General features: G+C 72.3%; 17 protein-coding genes. 10 read left to right on the forward strand and 7 right to left on the reverse strand.

Features of this window, described 5'->3' with window-relative positions; all coding sequences use genetic code 11:
* The first annotated feature begins 23 nt into the window (after positions 1-23).
* Positions 24-1,055 carry a medium chain dehydrogenase/reductase family protein gene (locus ACH4S8_RS02980; protein WP_398390298.1) on the forward strand — a complete coding sequence of 344 codons (1,032 nt, stop codon included), beginning with the start codon at positions 24-26 and terminating at the stop codon, positions 1,053-1,055.
* Between the two features lie 283 nt (positions 1,056-1,338).
* Positions 1,339-4,464, forward strand: coding sequence for a BTAD domain-containing putative transcriptional regulator (locus ACH4S8_RS02985; protein WP_398390709.1), 3,126 nt, complete (start codon positions 1,339-1,341; stop codon positions 4,462-4,464).
* A 23-nt stretch (positions 4,465-4,487) separates the two neighbouring features.
* Here the strand turns inward: ACH4S8_RS02985 and ACH4S8_RS02990 are convergent, their stop codons facing one another.
* Positions 4,488-4,820 carry a putative quinol monooxygenase gene (locus ACH4S8_RS02990; protein WP_398390300.1) on the reverse strand — a complete coding sequence of 111 codons (333 nt, stop codon included), beginning with the start codon at positions 4,818-4,820 and terminating at the stop codon, positions 4,488-4,490.
* A 210-nt stretch (positions 4,821-5,030) separates the two neighbouring features.
* Between ACH4S8_RS02990 and ACH4S8_RS02995 the strand changes: the two genes are divergently transcribed.
* Together ACH4S8_RS02995 and ACH4S8_RS03000 are read left to right on the forward strand one after the other, a co-directional pair.
* Complete coding sequence (locus tag ACH4S8_RS02995; RefSeq protein WP_398390302.1) at positions 5,031-5,675, forward strand: DUF2975 domain-containing protein; 645 nt, start codon at positions 5,031-5,033, stop codon at positions 5,673-5,675.
* Positions 5,675-5,902: a helix-turn-helix domain-containing protein gene (locus ACH4S8_RS03000; protein WP_398390304.1), complete on the forward strand. Its 228-nt coding sequence runs from the start codon at positions 5,675-5,677 to the stop codon at positions 5,900-5,902. The genes ACH4S8_RS02995 and ACH4S8_RS03000 overlap by 1 nt, the downstream gene beginning before the upstream one ends.
* Positions 5,903-6,033: 131 nt before the next feature.
* On the opposite strand, the gene ACH4S8_RS03005 is transcribed toward ACH4S8_RS03000, so the two are convergent.
* Positions 6,034-6,531 (reverse strand): lamin tail domain-containing protein, encoded by a 498-nt coding sequence (locus ACH4S8_RS03005; protein WP_398390305.1) that lies wholly within the window; start codon positions 6,529-6,531, stop codon positions 6,034-6,036.
* 246 nt (positions 6,532-6,777) lie between these two features.
* On the opposite strand from ACH4S8_RS03005, the gene ACH4S8_RS03010 reads away from it, so the two are divergent.
* From ACH4S8_RS03010 to ACH4S8_RS03025, 4 genes are all read left to right on the forward strand, one after another.
* Entirely contained in the window at positions 6,778-7,092 is a 315-nt protein-coding gene (locus ACH4S8_RS03010) for a DUF6400 family protein (protein ID WP_398390308.1), read from the forward strand.
* Complete coding sequence (locus ACH4S8_RS03015) at positions 7,079-7,336, forward strand: hypothetical protein (protein WP_398390310.1); 258 nt, start codon at positions 7,079-7,081, stop codon at positions 7,334-7,336. The genes ACH4S8_RS03010 and ACH4S8_RS03015 overlap by 14 nt, the downstream gene beginning before the upstream one ends.
* 396 nt (positions 7,337-7,732) lie before the next feature.
* Entirely contained in the window at positions 7,733-8,224 is a 492-nt protein-coding gene (locus tag ACH4S8_RS03020) for a hypothetical protein (RefSeq protein ID WP_398390312.1), read from the forward strand.
* Positions 8,225-8,583: 359 nt separating this feature from the next.
* On the forward strand, positions 8,584-8,955 hold the full coding sequence (locus ACH4S8_RS03025) for an alpha-amylase (protein WP_398390314.1): 372 nt from the start codon (positions 8,584-8,586) through the stop codon (positions 8,953-8,955).
* A 61-nt stretch (positions 8,956-9,016) separates the two neighbouring features.
* Here the strand turns inward: ACH4S8_RS03025 and ACH4S8_RS03030 are convergent, their stop codons facing one another.
* The 3 genes from ACH4S8_RS03030 to ACH4S8_RS03040 all read right to left on the reverse strand — a co-directional run bounded on the left by ACH4S8_RS03030 (position 9,017) and on the right by ACH4S8_RS03040 (position 12,358).
* Entirely contained in the window at positions 9,017-9,706 is a 690-nt protein-coding gene (locus ACH4S8_RS03030; RefSeq protein WP_398390316.1) for a hypothetical protein, read from the reverse strand.
* Positions 9,703-11,355, reverse strand: coding sequence for a protein kinase (locus ACH4S8_RS03035; protein ID WP_398390318.1), 1,653 nt, complete (start codon positions 11,353-11,355; stop codon positions 9,703-9,705). Before ACH4S8_RS03035 ends, ACH4S8_RS03030 begins: the two co-directional genes overlap by 4 nt.
* A gap of 127 nt (positions 11,356-11,482) precedes the next feature.
* The gene (locus ACH4S8_RS03040) at positions 11,483-12,358 is read right to left on the reverse strand and encodes an oxidoreductase (RefSeq protein WP_398390710.1); all 876 of its coding nucleotides are present in this window, start codon (positions 12,356-12,358) and stop codon (positions 11,483-11,485) included.
* A gap of 283 nt (positions 12,359-12,641) precedes the next feature.
* On the opposite strand from ACH4S8_RS03040, the gene ACH4S8_RS03045 reads away from it, so the two are divergent.
* Positions 12,642-13,382 carry a flavodoxin family protein gene (locus ACH4S8_RS03045; protein WP_398390320.1) on the forward strand — a complete coding sequence of 247 codons (741 nt, stop codon included), beginning with the start codon at positions 12,642-12,644 and terminating at the stop codon, positions 13,380-13,382.
* Position 13,383: 1 nt separating this feature from the next.
* On the opposite strand, the gene ACH4S8_RS03050 is transcribed toward ACH4S8_RS03045, so the two are convergent.
* Both ACH4S8_RS03050 and ACH4S8_RS03055 read right to left on the reverse strand, forming a co-directional pair.
* Positions 13,384-14,439, reverse strand: coding sequence for a PucR family transcriptional regulator (locus tag ACH4S8_RS03050; RefSeq protein ID WP_398390322.1), 1,056 nt, complete (start codon positions 14,437-14,439; stop codon positions 13,384-13,386).
* 271 nt (positions 14,440-14,710) lie between these two features.
* Complete coding sequence (locus tag ACH4S8_RS03055) at positions 14,711-15,280, reverse strand: TetR/AcrR family transcriptional regulator (RefSeq protein WP_398390324.1); 570 nt, start codon at positions 15,278-15,280, stop codon at positions 14,711-14,713.
* A gap of 79 nt (positions 15,281-15,359) precedes the next feature.
* Between ACH4S8_RS03055 and ACH4S8_RS03060 the strand changes: the two genes are divergently transcribed.
* Entirely contained in the window at positions 15,360-15,851 is a 492-nt protein-coding gene (locus ACH4S8_RS03060) for an FBP domain-containing protein (protein WP_398390326.1), read from the forward strand.
* Positions 15,852-16,098 lie beyond the last annotated feature (247 nt).

Consider the following 16,098-nt stretch of genomic DNA (forward strand, 5'->3'; position numbering starts at 1 on the left):
CGCGTGGTGCGATGGAGGTCGTCATGAACGCCGAAGGGCTCGTCGAGGTCGTCCTGCCGGGCAAGGTGGAGCCGGAAGGGCTCGAGATCCGGCACGGTGACCTGCCCGTCGCGGGTCCCGGCCAGGTCGTCGTCCGGATGGAGGCGACCGGTGTCTCCTTCGCCGAACAGCAGATGCGCCGCGGGCGGTACTACGACCAGCCGCCGTTCCCCTTCGTGCCCGGCTACGACCTGGTCGGCACGGTCCTCACCACCGGCCGGGGAGTCGACCCGGGGCTCGCCGGCACCCGGGTCGCCGCACTCGTCAAGGTCGGCGGCTGGGCCAGCCACGTGCGCGTGGACGCGGCCGACGTCGTACCGGTGCCGGACGGGGTCGGGGCGGCGGAGGCGGAGACCGTGGTCGTCAACGGCATCACGGCCTGGCAGATGCTGCACCGCAAGGCACACGTTCGCCCCGGACAGACCGTCCTCGTCCACGGCGCCAACGGCGGCGTCGGTTCGGTCCTGGTCCAGCTCGCGCGCGCCGCGGGCGCCGAGGTGATCGGAACGGCCTCGGCGCGCCACCACGACACCCTGCGGGAACAGGGCGTCGTCCCCGTCGACTACCGCGCCGAGGACGTCGCGACACGTGTACGCGAACTCGCGCCCGGTGGCGTCGACGCCGTCTTCGACCACGTCGGAGGCCGCAGCGCCGTCGACTCCTGGCGGCTGCTCGCCCCCGGCGGCACGCTCGTCTCGTACGGCAGCGCCTCCACCCGGGACGACACCGGCTCCAAGCAGTGGCCCGTCCTCAAACTGCTCGGCCGGGTATGGCTGTGGAACGCCCTGCCCAACGGCCGGCACGCCTACTTCTTCAACATCTGGGCCGGCCGGGCCCTGTCCCGGACCCGTTTCCGGGCCCGGCTGCACACCGACCTCACCCAGGTCTTCGCCGCCCTCCAGCGCGGTGACGTCACCGCCCGGATCGCCGCCCGACTGCCGCTGACCGAGGCCGCCGAGGCCCTGCGGCTGGCCGAGTCCGGCACCGTCGCGGGAAAGGTCGTCCTCAACCCGTAGGCCCGGAGCGTCCTGCCGTGCCGCGACCGGGTCACCGGCCCGTTCCGTGCCGCGGGCGCCGGACCGTCTCACCGTGCCGTGCCGCGCATTCCGCGGTCGTGTTCGGTGCGCCACGACTCCGCTCGGCGCTCCTCGGTTCCGGGACCCGCGGCCGGACAGGCCGCCCCGCCGTCCCTGGCCGGACCTCGATGTACCCCGTCGGCGTCCCGCCGTGCCCCCGATATCCTTCAGGCTGCTCTTCGTCCACAACTTCGGGTGCCCCCACCTGGAAGGGATCGCACCTGTGGAGTTCCGGCTGCTCGGCACGGTGTCCGTCGACACCCTCGTGGGGCCGCTGCCGCTCGGCCCGGCCAAACGCCGCAGCCTGCTCGCGGCGCTGCTGCTCTCCGTCAACACCCCGGTCTCCGTGACGCGTCTGACGGACTGTCTGTGGGACGACGCACCGCCCCTGCACGCCCGGAGCGTCATCCAGGGACATGTGTCCCGGCTGCGCGCCCTGCTGGCCGGCGCGGACGCCGCCGACTACGGGGTCGAACTGGCCACGCTCGGCGACGCGTACGCCCTGCGGGCACCCGAAACCCTGCTGGACGCGCAGCGGTTCGAGGAACTGCTCGCGCTGGCCCGGGAGCAGCAGGACGCCCACGACGCCGTGCTGATGCTCAAGGAGGCCCTGTCGCTGTGGCAGGGGCCCGCCCTGGCGGGCGCGTTCCCCGGCCCGCCGCTTCAGGCCGCCGCGCACGCGCTGGAGGAGTCACGGCTGGCGGCCGTCGAGCAACTGGCCCGTGGCTACACCACGTTGGGAGAGCACGACCGTGCCGCCGCCGTCCTGCGCCGGGAGGCGGTCGTCCACCCCATGCGGGAGCCTTTGGCGGCGTCGCTCATGACCGCGCTGTACCGGGCCGGGCGCCAGTCGGAGGCCCTCGCGTGGTTCCACCGCACCAGACGGCTGCTGGTCGACGAACTCGGTGTCGAGCCGGGGCGCGAACTCACCCAGGTGTACGCCCTGATCCTGCGGGGCGATCCCCACGGACAGGACGGCCCGGACCCGGCCGCCGCGCCGCCCCAGGAGATGTCCGCCGGAGTCGGCCGGCAGGCCACCGGGCCCATCCGGCACGGGTCCGCGTCCGGAACGGCGCGACCGGCCGCGGCACAGGATCCAGAGGCGCGGGATCGACAGGCGCAGGACCGAGAGGCGCAGGGGCGAGCGGAGGGGCCGGTAGAGGGGCAGGAGGCCGGGGAGCAGGGGGCGAGGACCCAGGAGGCAGGACATCGGCCGGGGTCGCACGGTCCGTATCCGGTCACTTCGCACTCCGGGGCCTCCAGATCCGCCGGGTACTCCGGGTCTCCCGGGACCTCCGCATCCCCGGACGGTTCGGACAGCCCGGCGAACGTGTTCCCGCTGCCGGCACCGGAAGCACCTGGGGGCGGGGCTTCCGGCTCGGCGCCCCTGCGGAACGACCTTGTCGCCCTCCCTCCGCCGGCCGGTGTGCCCTACCCCACCGATCTGCTGCCGCGGCCGCCCCGGGGTTTCCACGGGCGGGAAGCCGAACTGGCCGCGCTGACCCGGGCCGCGGCGGGCGAGGGCCCCGTCTGCCTGGTCACCGGGCTGCCGGGGGTGGGCAAGACCGCGCTCGCCGTGCACTGGGCCCACCGCAACGCCGACCTGTTCCCGGACGGGCGGCTCTTCGCCGATCTGCGCGGTTTCAGCGACACCGGCGAGAGCGATCTCACGGAAGTCCTCCGCGAGTTCCTGCCGGCGCTCGGCGTACCCCCGCGCCGCGTGCCCGAATCGGCCTCGGCCGCCGCCGCGCTCTTCCGCTCCCTGACCCACCGGCGCCGACTGCTCGTCGTCCTCGACAACGCCCGTGACTCCGCCACCGTCCGCGTGCTTCTGCCGAGCGGCGCCGACTGCGTCACCCTGGTCACCAGCCGGCACCGGCTGGACGGTCTCGTCGCCTCCGAGGCGGCCGTCACGGTCCCGTTGGACAGTTTCGAACCCGGGGACGGTACGGCCCTGTTGGCCGCGGTCCTCGGCAAGGACCGGGTCCTGGCCGAGCCCGAGGCCGCACGAAGACTCGCCGAACTGTGCGGCGGACTGCCTCTGGCCCTGCGGGTCACCGCCGCACGCCTGGCCGGACGCCCGCAGCGGACGCTGGCCGACCTCGCGGACGAACTCGCCGACGAGCAGAATCGGTTGGCCTATCTCGACGTGGACGACACCAGTGTCTTCGCCGCTCTGCGGCTGACCGTGGAGCAGCTGCCGCCCGACGTGCTGCGCCAGTTCGGCCGGCTCGGTCACCATCCCGGCTCGCACTTCGACCCCTTCACCGCCGCGGCGCTGGCCGACACCGCCCCGCCTGTCGCCGCCGCGGCGCTGGAACGCCTCGCCGCCGCCCACCTGGTGACCGAGACGGCACCCGGCCGATGGGAACTCCACGATCTGGTACGTCTCTACGCCCGTACCCTCGATCCGGAGTCCGGCCGTGAAGCCCTCACCGGGGTCCTCGACCACTACATCGCCACCGCGCTCGCCGCCGCGGACACCGCGCAGCCCGGCGGCGAGCCCTGCTTCACCCTCCCGGACGGCTTCCACCGTCCGGCTGCCGTACGGGACTTCACCGACCGGGCGTCCGCCATGCGGTGGCTGGCCGGCGAACGCGAGGACCTGGCCCTGGCCGTCGGGGCGGCCCGGGCCGCCGGCCTCGACGACCGCGCCTGGCGCATCATCCTGCTCCAATGGCCCCAAGTCGTGTGGCGGGTGCGGGACAACTGGGTGCCGCTGCTGAACATCGCGCTGGAATGCGCCCGGTCGGAGAGCGACCCGTACGCCGAGTCGCGCGTGCTCACGCTGCTCGGCTGGGTGCTGAGCGAGGAGGGCCGGCCGGCCGAGGCCCTCGCCCTGCTGGAACTCTCCCCACCGCTCGCCCGGCGGGCGGGCGACCGGCTCGGCGAGGCGACCGCGCTGATCAACCTCGCCGTCGTCGAAGCCGCGCAGGGCGATCTCACGGCCGGACTGGAGAACTGCACCCGGGCCATCGCGCTGGCCCGCGAGGAAGCCGACGCGCACACGGAGATGCTCGCGCTGCAGCATCTCGCCCGGATACAACTCGCCGCGAACCAGCCCCGAGAAGCCCTCAGGTCCGCCCGTACGGCGCTCGACCTCGGACCTGAGCACGAGGAGGCGGCGCGCCGCGCCCTGCTGCTGACCGTCTGCGGCGAGGCCCAACTGGCCCTCGGCGCCGGCGACGAGGGAATCCTGCTGCTCGACCGGGCTGCGGCGGAAGCCGAACGCGCCGGTTACGACGAGGGCGCCGTTCAGGCACTGGCGGCACTGCTGCGGGTGAACCCGGGGGCGGACTACCGTGCACGGCACGAGGAAGCGGTGCGCCGGATCGCCGACGACGGCTGACACCCGCCGCCCCCGGGGCACCTCTAGAGCTGCTCCTCGACGTCCATCTCGCCCAGGAGGGACCAGTCGTCCTGGGGGATCTTCATGTTCACGATGCGCGGTGTCGCGGTCAGATGGCGGGGCAGGGTCTGCTGTGCCGCCTTGAAGTGCGCGGACTGGACGTGGGACGCCCCGGCCTCGTCGTCCCGGAAGGCCTCGACCAGGACGTACTCCGTCGGGTCGTCGAGGCTCCGGGACCAGTCGAACCACAGGCAGCCGGGTTCGGCGCGGGTGGCGGCCGTGAAGTCGGCGGTGATCTCCGGCCACTTCTCCGCGTCCTCGGGGCGGACGCTGAACTTGACGGTGATGAAGATCATGAAAGCTCCTCGGTTCGGTGTCGAGCCATTCTGTGCCGTCCGCGGCGGCCGGACACCATGATCCCGTAGTCCGGCCGGGAGGACCTCCGCGACGAGGTCTCTTCGCGACGAGGTCTCGCATCTCCGGCGTCGACAGTCGAACAGCCTTGCGGCGGCCCGGCGGGCTCTGTATCGTTTTTCGATAACATCGATAATCGATATGGGGGAGTCATGGCGAGGGTACGCAATCCACTGGAGCCGATGTCGAGCGCGGTCACGATCATCGTGTCGCTGTTCGCGATGGCCATGGTCCTGGGCGTGTTCGGCTCGATGTTCGCGGACGGGGTGCACATCCTCGGCATCGGCGAGAAGCCCGTCTGCGCGACGGACACGAGCACGACGGTGGGGGGCGGCCCGGTACCGCCGATGGACATGAAGGCGGCGCCGGGAGCCAGAGTGGCCCTGGACGCCAGCCCGAGCTACTGCGCCAGCCACCCCAGCACCGTTCAGGGTCTGCTCCACACCGGGACCCAGGTGCCCTCCTTCGTCTTCACCGTCGGAGTGCTGCTGCTGGTTCTCCGGTTGATCCGGGGGGCCGAGGGCGACGGCCTCTACACCGCGCGGACGGCGGAGCGGCTGCGCAGGGTGGGCTGGTGGCTGCTGGCCGGCAGCGTGCTCGCCGCGATCGGCAAGTCCGTGAGCGAGAAGGCGCTGCTCGACTCTCTGAGCAGGGGCGGCGACGTCAGCGCTCTGTCCGGGCTGATCTCGTGGGACGCTCCCTACATGGCGATACTCACCGGCCTCGGCGTTCTCTCCTTCGCGCGGATCATGCGCGTCGGTGTCGCCATGCGAGAAGACCTCGACGGAACGGTCTGATGCCCGAGGACAAGGAAGAGCACGCGATCGAGGTCCATCTCGACCGCCTGCTCGAAGAACGCGGGATGACCCTGGCGGAGCTCGCGGACCGGGTCGGTGTCACCCATGTGAATCTGTCGATCCTGAAGAACGGCCGGGCGAGAGCGGTCCGGTTCACCACGCTGACGCGCCTCTGCGAGGTGCTGGACTGCCAGCCGGGGGACATCCTCAGCCATCGCCCGCGCTGAGGGCGGGGCCCGCGAGGCCGTTTCCGTCCGGGCGGAGCGACCGTGTGATCGCTCCGCCCGGGACGGCCGTTGCCGGACGGGCGGCGCCCGGTACGCGTACGGGGGCCGGCCGGCGGGCTCCGGGGCTCAGGTCAGCCGTGGTACGAGATGTAGCCGTTGCCGTCACGGTCGTTGGCCGACTTGGTGTACGCGTGGGAGTCGGCGTGGGCGCCCGACGGCTTGTACAGGTAGATGCTGTCCTTGTCGTTGTTCCAGATGAACTTGCAGTTCTGGCGGTAGACGACGTTGCCCGCGTCCGAGTCGGTGCCGTGGCCGCCGCGGAGCTTGATGTAGTCCCCGGGCTCGAGGTAGTGGTTCGCCGGGAAGGTGAACTTGTTGCCCGTGGCGTCCTTGACGACGTAACCCTTCAGGTTGACGGTCGTGCTCGACGAGTAGTTCTTGATCGTCAGGTATTCGTCCCTGGTGTTGCCGCTGGAGCAGCTGTTGGAGTCCCGGCCGGGCGCGTCGTACTGGACGCCCTTGATCTTCAGCGCGGACGAATACTCCGTGGCCTGGGCCGGAACCGAGGCAATGGCGGCGAGCGTGCCGGCAGTGGCGGCGGTGACGGCCAGGGCGGTGCGGATACGCATGAGGAATCCCCCCTCAGTGGTGCGGATGGAGCCCCAGGAGCATACCGATGGTGTGATCAACGGATGGTGGAGATGTGGGGGATCCGTAAACACTCGTCGGTCCGGGGTGTCCTGCGGGGCGCCCTGCGCGACCCCGGCGGACGAGTCCGCCGGTCCGCCGCGGGACCCGCCGGCACGGCCCCGACCTGCTGTGACTTCGCCCACCTCCTCTTGTCCGGCAAGAAAGGCATTCCTAGGTTCTCTCTCATGGCCCCACGAAACCCTCCGCTCCCGCATGGCCCCGACGGGGCCGGAGCCCCGCGCCCGACGGGTGCCGGTCGGCCGGACACCCCCGAGCTGGTCGAGTTCGCCGTCGACCTCACCGCCCAGGAGGTCCTGCGGCAGGCCCAGGTCCTGACGGCCCTCGGCCCCGACTGGGACCCGATGGAGGTGATGCGTCAGGAGGAGGCCGCGTACGCGCTCCTGTACTCCGGTCTCGACGAGCAGCAGCAGCGCGTGTACGACGACCTCGTCGCGGTCGGCGTGCTTCCCCGCCGTGGAGACGGCCGTGCTGCCGCTTGATCCGCAGGCGGACGTAGGACGGCGCGCCTGGGTGGCGTGCCCGAGCTGCGCCGACAGTCGCGGATGCGCTTCCTGCGAGCAGCGGCGGTCGTGCTCCGACCACTGGCGCTACCTGCTCTCCACCACCGGAAGCCTGCTCCACCTGCAGTGTCCGTCCTGCACGCATGTGTGGGTCCACGAGACCGGATTCGGTGCCACCCGCTCCTTCTGGAACCGTGTCACGGGCGGGCGCACCGAACGCTGACCGGCGGGCCGGCACGGCGGGAACAGGCTTCACCCACCCCCCAGCTCCCGCACGTCACGGCGGGGATATCCTCAGGGGCCCCAGGCGGGTCGAACTCGTCCGATGCGCCACTGTGGGAAGATCGCAACCCCGCACGACAGCAGTCCGGGCCCGCGCACGCCATCGCTCGTAGATTCGAGGACGCTCGCGGCCCACCGGTGAATGACGGACCGGCCCGCGCGGGTAAAGAAACTCCATGCGCATCTGCGCGAACATCCCACTGCCGAAGGACTGCCGGTCTTGGACCTCCCACACTCCGAATCACCTGCGGCGCGACGTCCGGGACGCACGTGGACCGTCCGCATCTCGGGCCACAGCGACCGCACCGCGTCGGTCACCTGCTCCTCTCCCTGCGCCATGCCGCCGCGGTCCCGTGACCTCGCCGCACTGCGCCGCTTCGCCGAGGCCCATGTCGGGGCGCACGCCCGCGCGGCCACCGTGCACGCGGACGCCGCCTGCGCCTGCCGTCAGTCGCAGTGCGCCTCCCACGAGGGCACCCAGGTGCACTGCATGGGCAGTGTGCTGCTGGTGCTGCGCCATGATCCGGCCATTGCCCAGGTGTGGACCCTGATGGAAGTCTGCGCCTCCTGCGCCCCGTTGATGACGCACACCCGCGTCGTGGGCCGTGCGCTGCCCCGTACCCGTACCCCCTCCGCGCCGTCCGCCCCGGCGGCCACCGCGGGTGCCCCCGCGGTCGCGCCGGCGGTTCCCGGCGGGTTCAGCGCCCCGAGCGGGCCCGGTTTCAACAGTGCGGACGCGCCCCCGGCGCCGTCCCGGCGCCGCGCCGGTGGACATGGCCGTAGCCAGCCCCGACAGGGCCGCCGTGACCAGGGCAGATCGCGCGGCTGACCGCGTCCCCGCAGCCGGTCACGGCCCCACTCGTGCCCGGCTGACCCACGGCCCCTCCCGCCCCGGGCCGACCGCGACCCCGGCTCGCCGGCCGACGGCCCCGGCAGTCCCTCGGTGCCCGCGCGAAACGCGGCGGACGCGGCGGACGCGCCCGGTCCGCCGCGCGTCGCACACATGTCGTGCCGGAAGCGGGCACAAGGCCCGGATCAGGGCATTTTCGTGAACAGTACTGGTTCGGTTGAGAGTTCATCATCGACTGAAAGATGTTGCATGACTTTGCGCAACTCTTGCAGGCGTTGCAAGGTGGCCTGCGTCGCGGCTCCACGGCCGCCGCTTTCGCCGACATGAAGGACGCCACCATGTTCACCACCAGCCGCTTCGTACATCCGCGCGGGCTCAGGGCGGCCCTGGGTCTGTCCACAGCGGTTCTGGGCCTGCTGGGTGCCGCCGGCGCACCCGCCGACGCGCAGGACGCCGGTCGGGCTGTCCTCGCGGGCGATGCCGTCGACACGGCCCCCGTTCCGGACTGCGTCCACTACTACAGCGACTGGCGCTACACGACCGTCGTCAACGACTGCGACACCACCGTGGACGTCACCGTCCAGTACACCGACGGCCAGGGCGCCCCGTGCCGCACCCTGCTTCCCCGGGCGATCGCCACCTTCGCCGGCTACGGCCCCCAGCTCAACTACGTCACCGGCCTGAGCGGCTGCACGCCGTCGAGCGTGTGAAACCACCGCACGCCGTCATGCCGCGGGGCTGTTCACGGGCCGGAGTCGGCCGGCCGGCCCGTCACGGGCAGTGGTACGTGAGCTTCGTCGAGACGGTGCGGTGCACGGGGGAGAGCAGCCGCAGCTCGGCGCGTGCCTCGTAGCGGCCGTTTCCCTGGAACGTCCACAGCAGGTGCAGCTTCGCCTGCTTCTGGTTGTGTGTCAGGTCTTCGTGCAGGACCTTCGAGGAGGTGCCGTCGCTGCGGATCCAGCGGTAGGTGAGTTCGCCGGGCGTTCCGTTGGTGGTGACCGTGCCCGTGATGTCGGCGGTCTCGTCGCATCCGGGGGAGGGCGAGGCGGCGGTGACCGTGACGCCGTCCACCCCGAGGGACGGCGCGGTCCGGTGCCACAGGAGAAAGGCGACGACCGCCAGCAGCACCACGGCCGGCAGGGCGTGCCGGCGCCAGGTCCGGCGGCGTACGGGCGCGGCCACGGGAGCCGCGCCGAGCCGGCGCATGGTGTCGGCGTTCACGCCGGGCCCGAAGCGCAGCAGCGTGCCCTCGACCCGGTCGGGCGTGACGCCCTCGATCGCGGTGGCCTCGACCGCGGTGCCCTCCGGCCCGGTTCCCGACAGCGCGAGTGTCGCCGCGTGGTCGGTGAGGGCGAGCGTGTCGGAGGAGTCCGGCCGCTGGATCCAGTGGCTGGCCAGCACGGTCGCGCTGTAGTCGTCGTCGGAGGAGGGGGCGTCCGGGGCGCCGGAGTCGTTGTTCATGTCAGTGTGCACCGCCGGGTCAGAAGCTGCTGCCAGGCGCCGCCGTCGGCGGAGGCCGGCTGGGTGTGGGCCTGGACGCCCCAGTAGCAGCCCGTGCCCGAGAACGTGTGGTCGAGGGCGATGGTGTACTGGGTCGCGCCGCTGCGCCGGTACGTCTCCGCCGCCCCGTCCTGGGTACCGGTCTGGCCGCTGACCTCACCGGTGAACCAGGCGACCGTGATGGTGACCGGTCCGGTCCCGTCGGTGGTCACGGTGGCCGTCGCCGCCGCCGTCGCCGTGCCCGTCTGCCGGAAGCCGCTGAACGAGACGGACTTGACGCCGACGGTGGGGGTGGGGCTGGGCGACGGGGATGCCGAGGTGGGCTCGGACGTCGGAGTGGCCGTCGCCGTCGGAGGCGCGACCGTGGCCGACGCGGACGCGTCGGTGGTCGCGGACGCCGACACGGACGGTTGTGCGGTGGCGTCCGAGGCCGAACCGGACGGCGTGGGCGAGGCGGTCGCGGACGACGAGGAGGACGGCACGGGGGAACCCGGGGCCGTCGTCGTGGGGCCGCCGTCGCCGGTCGGCTGCGCGCTGGTGGTGGCCAGTGCCTCCGCCGCCCTTCGGGGTGTGTCGAAGTCCGGGGCGTGCCGGTCGATGCCGTACGTCAGAAGGAGGGCTGCGACGAGCGCGGCCCCGGACACGAGCAGCGAGCGGAGGCTCGGCTGCCAGGCCCGGAGCCAGTCGGGCATCCCGCCGAGGACCGTGCGCGCGGTGTCCGTGGCATGGCGCGGCACGGAGGGGGCGGAGGGGACCAGCAGAAGGCACAGGGCCGCGAGCGCCGCGAGCCGTCGGCGGCCGCGCTCCTCCCAGTCCGGACCGTACGCGCCGCCGGCCGTCGCCTCGAGTTCCGCGACGAAGTCCTCGGCATGGGCGGGCCGTTGCTCGGGCGTCTTGGCGAGGCCCCGCTGGACGAGGGAGCGGACCGGCTCGGGGACCTCGTCGGCGGGGATGACCCCGTCCACGTGCTGCAGGGCGAGTTCGGCCAGGTTCTCGCCCGTGTAGGGCTTGCGGCCGGTCAGGCACTCGAAGAACGTCGCGGTCGCGGCGTACACGTCGGCGGCCGGCGAGGCGGGGGCACCGGTCCACTGCTCGGGAGCCATGTACGACGGGGTGCCCGCGATGCCGGCGGTGGTGCCGTCGGTGGCGGCGATCCCGAAGTCGACGAGCTTGGAGGTGCCGTCGCTGCGGACGAGGACGTTCTCCGGTTTGTAGTCACGGTGGACCACGCCGAGGCGGTGGGCGTCGGCGAGCCCGAGCAGTGAGCCCTTGAGGAGGACGAGAGCGGCTTCCGGTTCGAGGGGCGCCTGTCGGCCCAGCAGGGTCCGCAGGGACACCCCGTCCACCAGTTCCATGACGATGGCCGCGCCCTCGGGCCCCTCCACGTACTCGTAGAGGCCGGCCACGTGGTCGCTGCGTAGCCCGCCCAGCAGCCGGGCCTCCGCCCGGAACTCCCGCACGAAGCCCGGACGGGTGCGCAGCGCGTCACTGAGGTACTTGACCGCGACCGGATGGCCGGTCTCCTCGTGAACGGCCAGCGCGACGCGCCCGCTCGCCCCCGAACCGAGCTCGCGGGACTCGGCGTAGCCCGGTACCGCCCATGTGCTCATGACCCATGCCTCCCCGAGACGTGGGGCGCGTGGGGCATTCCGGTCCCCACGCGCTCCAGTCGTGTGCTGAGACACGATCGGGGCCGCTTCGGTTGCAGGCGGCGCGGAACGGATCGCCGGGCGTTCGTCACCCGAGTTCGGCGAGGTCCTCGGCGGTCAGTTCGAGTGCCCCGGCGGCGATGTTCTCCTCCAGGTGGGCCAGGGAGCCGGTGCCGGGGATGAGGAGGATGCCGGGCGACCGGGCCAGCAGCCAGGCCAGCGCCACCTGCGGCGTGGTCGCGTCGTGGCGCGCGGCCACGGACTCCAGGTGCTCGGCGGTGACCGGCTGGAAGCCGCCGACCGGGAAGAAGGGGACGTAGGCGACCCCGGCCTCCGCGCAGGCGTCGACGAGCGGATCGTCACCGCGCTGGGACAGGTTGTAGAGGTTCTGGACGCAGGCGATCGGCGCGATCTTGCGGGCTTCGGCGAACTCGTCGGCCGAGATGTTGGAAACGCCGACATGCCGGATCAGGCCCTCGTCGCGCAGCGCCAGCAGCGTTTCCAGCGGCCCGGCGAGGGACGCCGTGTCGGCCGCGCCGAGGTCGCCCATCCGGAGGTTCACCACGTCCATCCGGTCCAGGCCGAGCGAGCGGAGGTTCGCCTCGACACCGCGACGCAGGTTGTCGGGGGTCAGGCCCGTCTTCTCCGCCGCGGGCAGGGAGATGTCGGCGCCCTCGACCAGCGCGCCCACCTTGGTCACGATCACCAGGTCGTCCGGGTAGGGGTGCAACGCCTCCCGGATCAGCTCGTTCGCCGACACCCCGTCCCGTGCGTAGTAGTACGAGGTGTCGATGTGGTTCACCCCGAGCTCCACGGCGCGCCGCAGAATCCCCAGGGAGGTGTCCCGGTCCGGCCGCTCGCCTCTCGGCCAGCCCGTCAGCTTCATCGCGCCGTAGCCGATGCGTGCGACGCTCAAGTCGCCGCCCAGTTCCCATCGTTCAGTCGTCGTCACGGCCACCACCATAGACGTCGGGCGCGACATGCCGCCGGGGCCGTGGACGGGTGCCACGGGCGCGGCACGCGGCCTGCGGCAAGGGGCGCGCGCCGGGCGGCGTACACCGTACGGCGCGCACCCGAACGGCGGGCGACACGCCGGTGCGCGCACCGGACGACGTGTTTCCGTGCGTCGTTCGGGGACAAGCCGGGGTCCGCGGGAGACGCTGCTCCCGGGCACGGACAGGACCCGGTACCGGGCCACGTCCGTGCCCCGGCCCTCACCGCCGCAGCCCCGTACGAAGGAGTCCCCCGTGACCGAGTCACCGTCGCCCTCGGCAGCCGACGACGCGTACCGCTTCGAAGACCTGCGCGCGCTGTTCATCAACTGCACCCTGAAGCCCGCACCCGAGCTGAGCCACACCGAGGGGCTGGTGGACAAGAGCAGCGCGATCATGGAGGCGCAGGGAGTCACGGTCGAGGTCGTACGCGCCGTCGACCACGACATCGCGCCGGGCGTCTACCCGGACATGACCGAGCACGGCTTCGCCACCGACGACTGGCCGGCCGTTCAGGAGCGGGTGATGGCCGCCGACATCCTCGTCCTGGCCGGGCCGATCTGGCTCGGAGACAACAGCTCGGTGACCAAGCGGGTCGTCGAACGGCTCTACAGCGGCTCGGGAGTCCTCAACTCCGCCGGACAGTACGCGTATTACGGGCGCGTCGGCGGCTGTCTGATCACCGGCAACGAGGACGGCGTGAAGCACTGCGCGATGAATCTCCTCTACAGCCTCCAGCACCTCGGCTACACCGTCCCGCCGCAGGCGGACGCGGGATGGATCGGTCCCGCGGGTCCCGGTCCGTCCTATCTCGACCCGGGTTCGGGCGGTCCCGAGAACGACTTCACCAACCGCAACACCACGTTCATGACCTGGAACCTGATGCACCTGGCGGCTCTGCTGAAGCGGTCGGGAGGCATCCCGGCCCACGGCAATCAGCGTTCGCTCTGGGACGCGGGCTGCCGTCCGGACGCCCCGAACCCCGACTACCGCTGAGTCACAGACTCCGCGCGGGCCAGTCCAGCAGCCGGGCGCCGATGACCGCGGTCTGCAGCGTGTAGCGGTGCGCGGGATCGGCCGGGTCGGCGCCGGTGAGCTGGTGGATGCGTTCGAGGCGGTACGTCAGCGCGCGCACGCTCAGTGAGAGCCGACGGGCCGCCGCGGCGGCGACGCAGCCCGTGTCGAAGTACGCGGTGAGCGTGTCCAGGAGCGGCTGGGCGCCGCCGCGGGCGCCGGTGAGCGGGCCGAGCGCGACGAGGACGAGGTCGGCCATCGCCTGGCGGTCCCGGGTCAGCACCGGGTACACCAGCAGGTCGACGGCGTGCAGCAGGGGCGCGTCCAGGCCGAGCCGCCCGGCGAGTTCGAGGGTGTTCAGCGCTTCCTCGTACGACTGGACGACCCCGCCGGGACCGGGCTGGGGCCGGCCGATCGCCACCTGTCCGCCGCCGGTCGCCGCGTGCGCCTGCTTCGCGAAGTGGGTGAGGACGTCGTCCTGTTCGCCGGGTGCGATGCACACCATCCTGCCGTCCTTCGTCGTGAACAGGATGCTGCGGTCGCCGAAGCGGGCGATGAGGGCGCGCTCCACCTGCCGGGGTGCCGGCGCCGACTCGTCGTAGGCGGCCGGGCCCTGGGCGACGGCGACGGCGTGGGTGGGGGAGAGCCGCAGACCGAAGCGCTCCGCGCGCTCGGCCAGGCGGCCCAGGTCGCTGCGTCCGTAGAGGAGGTCGTCGATGAACTCCCGCCGGGCGGCCTCCTCCTTGCGCACGGCGAGGAGCTGGGCCCGGCCGTATCCCTCCGCGAAGGCGTCGACGACCTGTTGGACCGCGGCGAGCGCCCGGTCGGCCGAGCCGGGTGCGGCGGGCCAGGCGGCACGGGCGGCGGAGAGGTGGGCGCTGACGAGGGCGGGCAGGCCGTGGCCGGCGTCGGCGGCCCGTTCGCCGAGGGACCGCCGGGACTCGATCTCGTCCCGGGTGAGGCGCCTCCCGGTGACGGCGACCTCGGCCAGTATCCGGGCATAGCCCTCCAGATACTGCTCGGGTGTCTGCCGTTCCATCAGTTCGTCCCCCGGTCTCTTGACGGCCCGGTGACGACTTCTTGACGGTGACCGGCACGCAGAGCCTAAGCAACACTGCCGGGGACCGGCAATGCGCCTGTGACGCACGGCGATGCACGATGTCGGCAGGGGAGCATGACGGACGGTTCCGTGCCGGGCACCGGCAGCGTCGACGGTGTCCGGCACGGAACCACGACCGCCGGCGGTGCGGGCCCTGGGCGCGGGACCGGAAGCCCGGCGGCTCCTCGTGCCCGGCCGGCGGGGCGCGGACTCAGGGTGCGGGCCAGTTCCGCAGCAGGGCGTCGAGGGCGTCCAGGACGCGCGCCCAGCTTTCCCCCGAGTCGGGGGCGCTGTGGCTGAATCCTCCGCTCATCTCCAGGCTCACATAGCCGTGGAACATGCTGCCCAGCATCCGGACCGCATGGGTCTCGTCCGGTTCCGTGAGGTCGTAGCCCCGCAGGATCGCCCGCATCATCGTCGCGTGCTTGACGCCCGCGCTCGCCGCCGCGGTCTGCGGGTCCAGTCTCAGCTGCGCGGCGGCGTAGCGGCCGGGGTGTTCCCTGGCGTAGTCGCGGTAGACGTTCCCGAAGGCGGTCAGGGCGTCCCTGCCGGCCCGTCCGGCCAGCGCCGCGGCGCCCCTCTCGGCGAGTTCGTCCAGAGCGAGCAGTGCGATCCGGGTCCTGAGGTCCTGTGAGTTCTTCACGTGCGAGTACAGACTCGCCACCTTGACGTCGAACCGCCTGGCCAGCGCGGAGACGGTCACCTGATCGAAGCCGACCTCGTCGGCCAGCTCCGCCCCGGCCCGTGTCAGGCGTTCGGCGTTCAGTCCAGCGCGGCCCATGGCTCTCCTGCCCTCGCTCTCGTCGGCGTAATCGATTATGCATTTGCCTAAAGCTTTTAGGCAAATTACCGTGGGTCTTATGAAGCCGTTGACCGAGCAAGAGATCCGTAGCGCGTTCGTGAACTGCACCAAGGGCGAGGCGAAGCGCCTCTCCGTCCCGCGCGACCTGGCCGAGCGGCCCTGGGACGACCTGGACTACCTCGGCTGGCGGGACCCCCAGGCACCCGACCGCGCCTATGTCGTGGCCGAACTGGGTGACGGTCCGAAGGGCATCGTGCTGCGCTGCCCCGGTGCGGCCGTGGGGCAGTTGCGGCGCAGCATGTGCTCGATGTGTGTGACCACCCATACCGGAGGCGTCTCCCTGATGGTCGCGCCCAAGGCGGGCAAGGCCGGTCAGCAGGGCAACTCGGTCGGTGCCTACATGTGCAGCGACCTCGCCTGTTCGCTGTATGTGCGGGGCAAGCGGGACGCGGGCGTCGGCGGGCGGCTGCACGAGTCGCTGACCCTGGAGGAGAAGATCCAGCGGACCGTGGCGAACCTCGCCGCCTTCATCGCCAAGGTGACGGCCTGAACGCTTCCCCGGGCGCGCGGCACCGAACGAGGAAGCGCCTCACGGCGGGAGCCCGGGTACGGCGCCGGGCCGCGGCGCGAACGCCGCGGCCGTGGCACCGGACTTCACCGGCTCCCGCGCGGCTTCATCGTGTCCGCGCGACGACGGGATCGCCTTCGGGGGAGCGGGGAGGGCGCGTCAAGAGGTGTGGTGCGCGGTCGCGCGGGACACGTGGTGGACCGTCGTGACCGCCTGACCGTTCGCCCGC

The organism is Streptomyces sp. NPDC021080 (genome assembly GCF_044333225.1).
GTDB lineage: Bacteria > Actinomycetota > Actinomycetes > Streptomycetales > Streptomycetaceae > Streptomyces.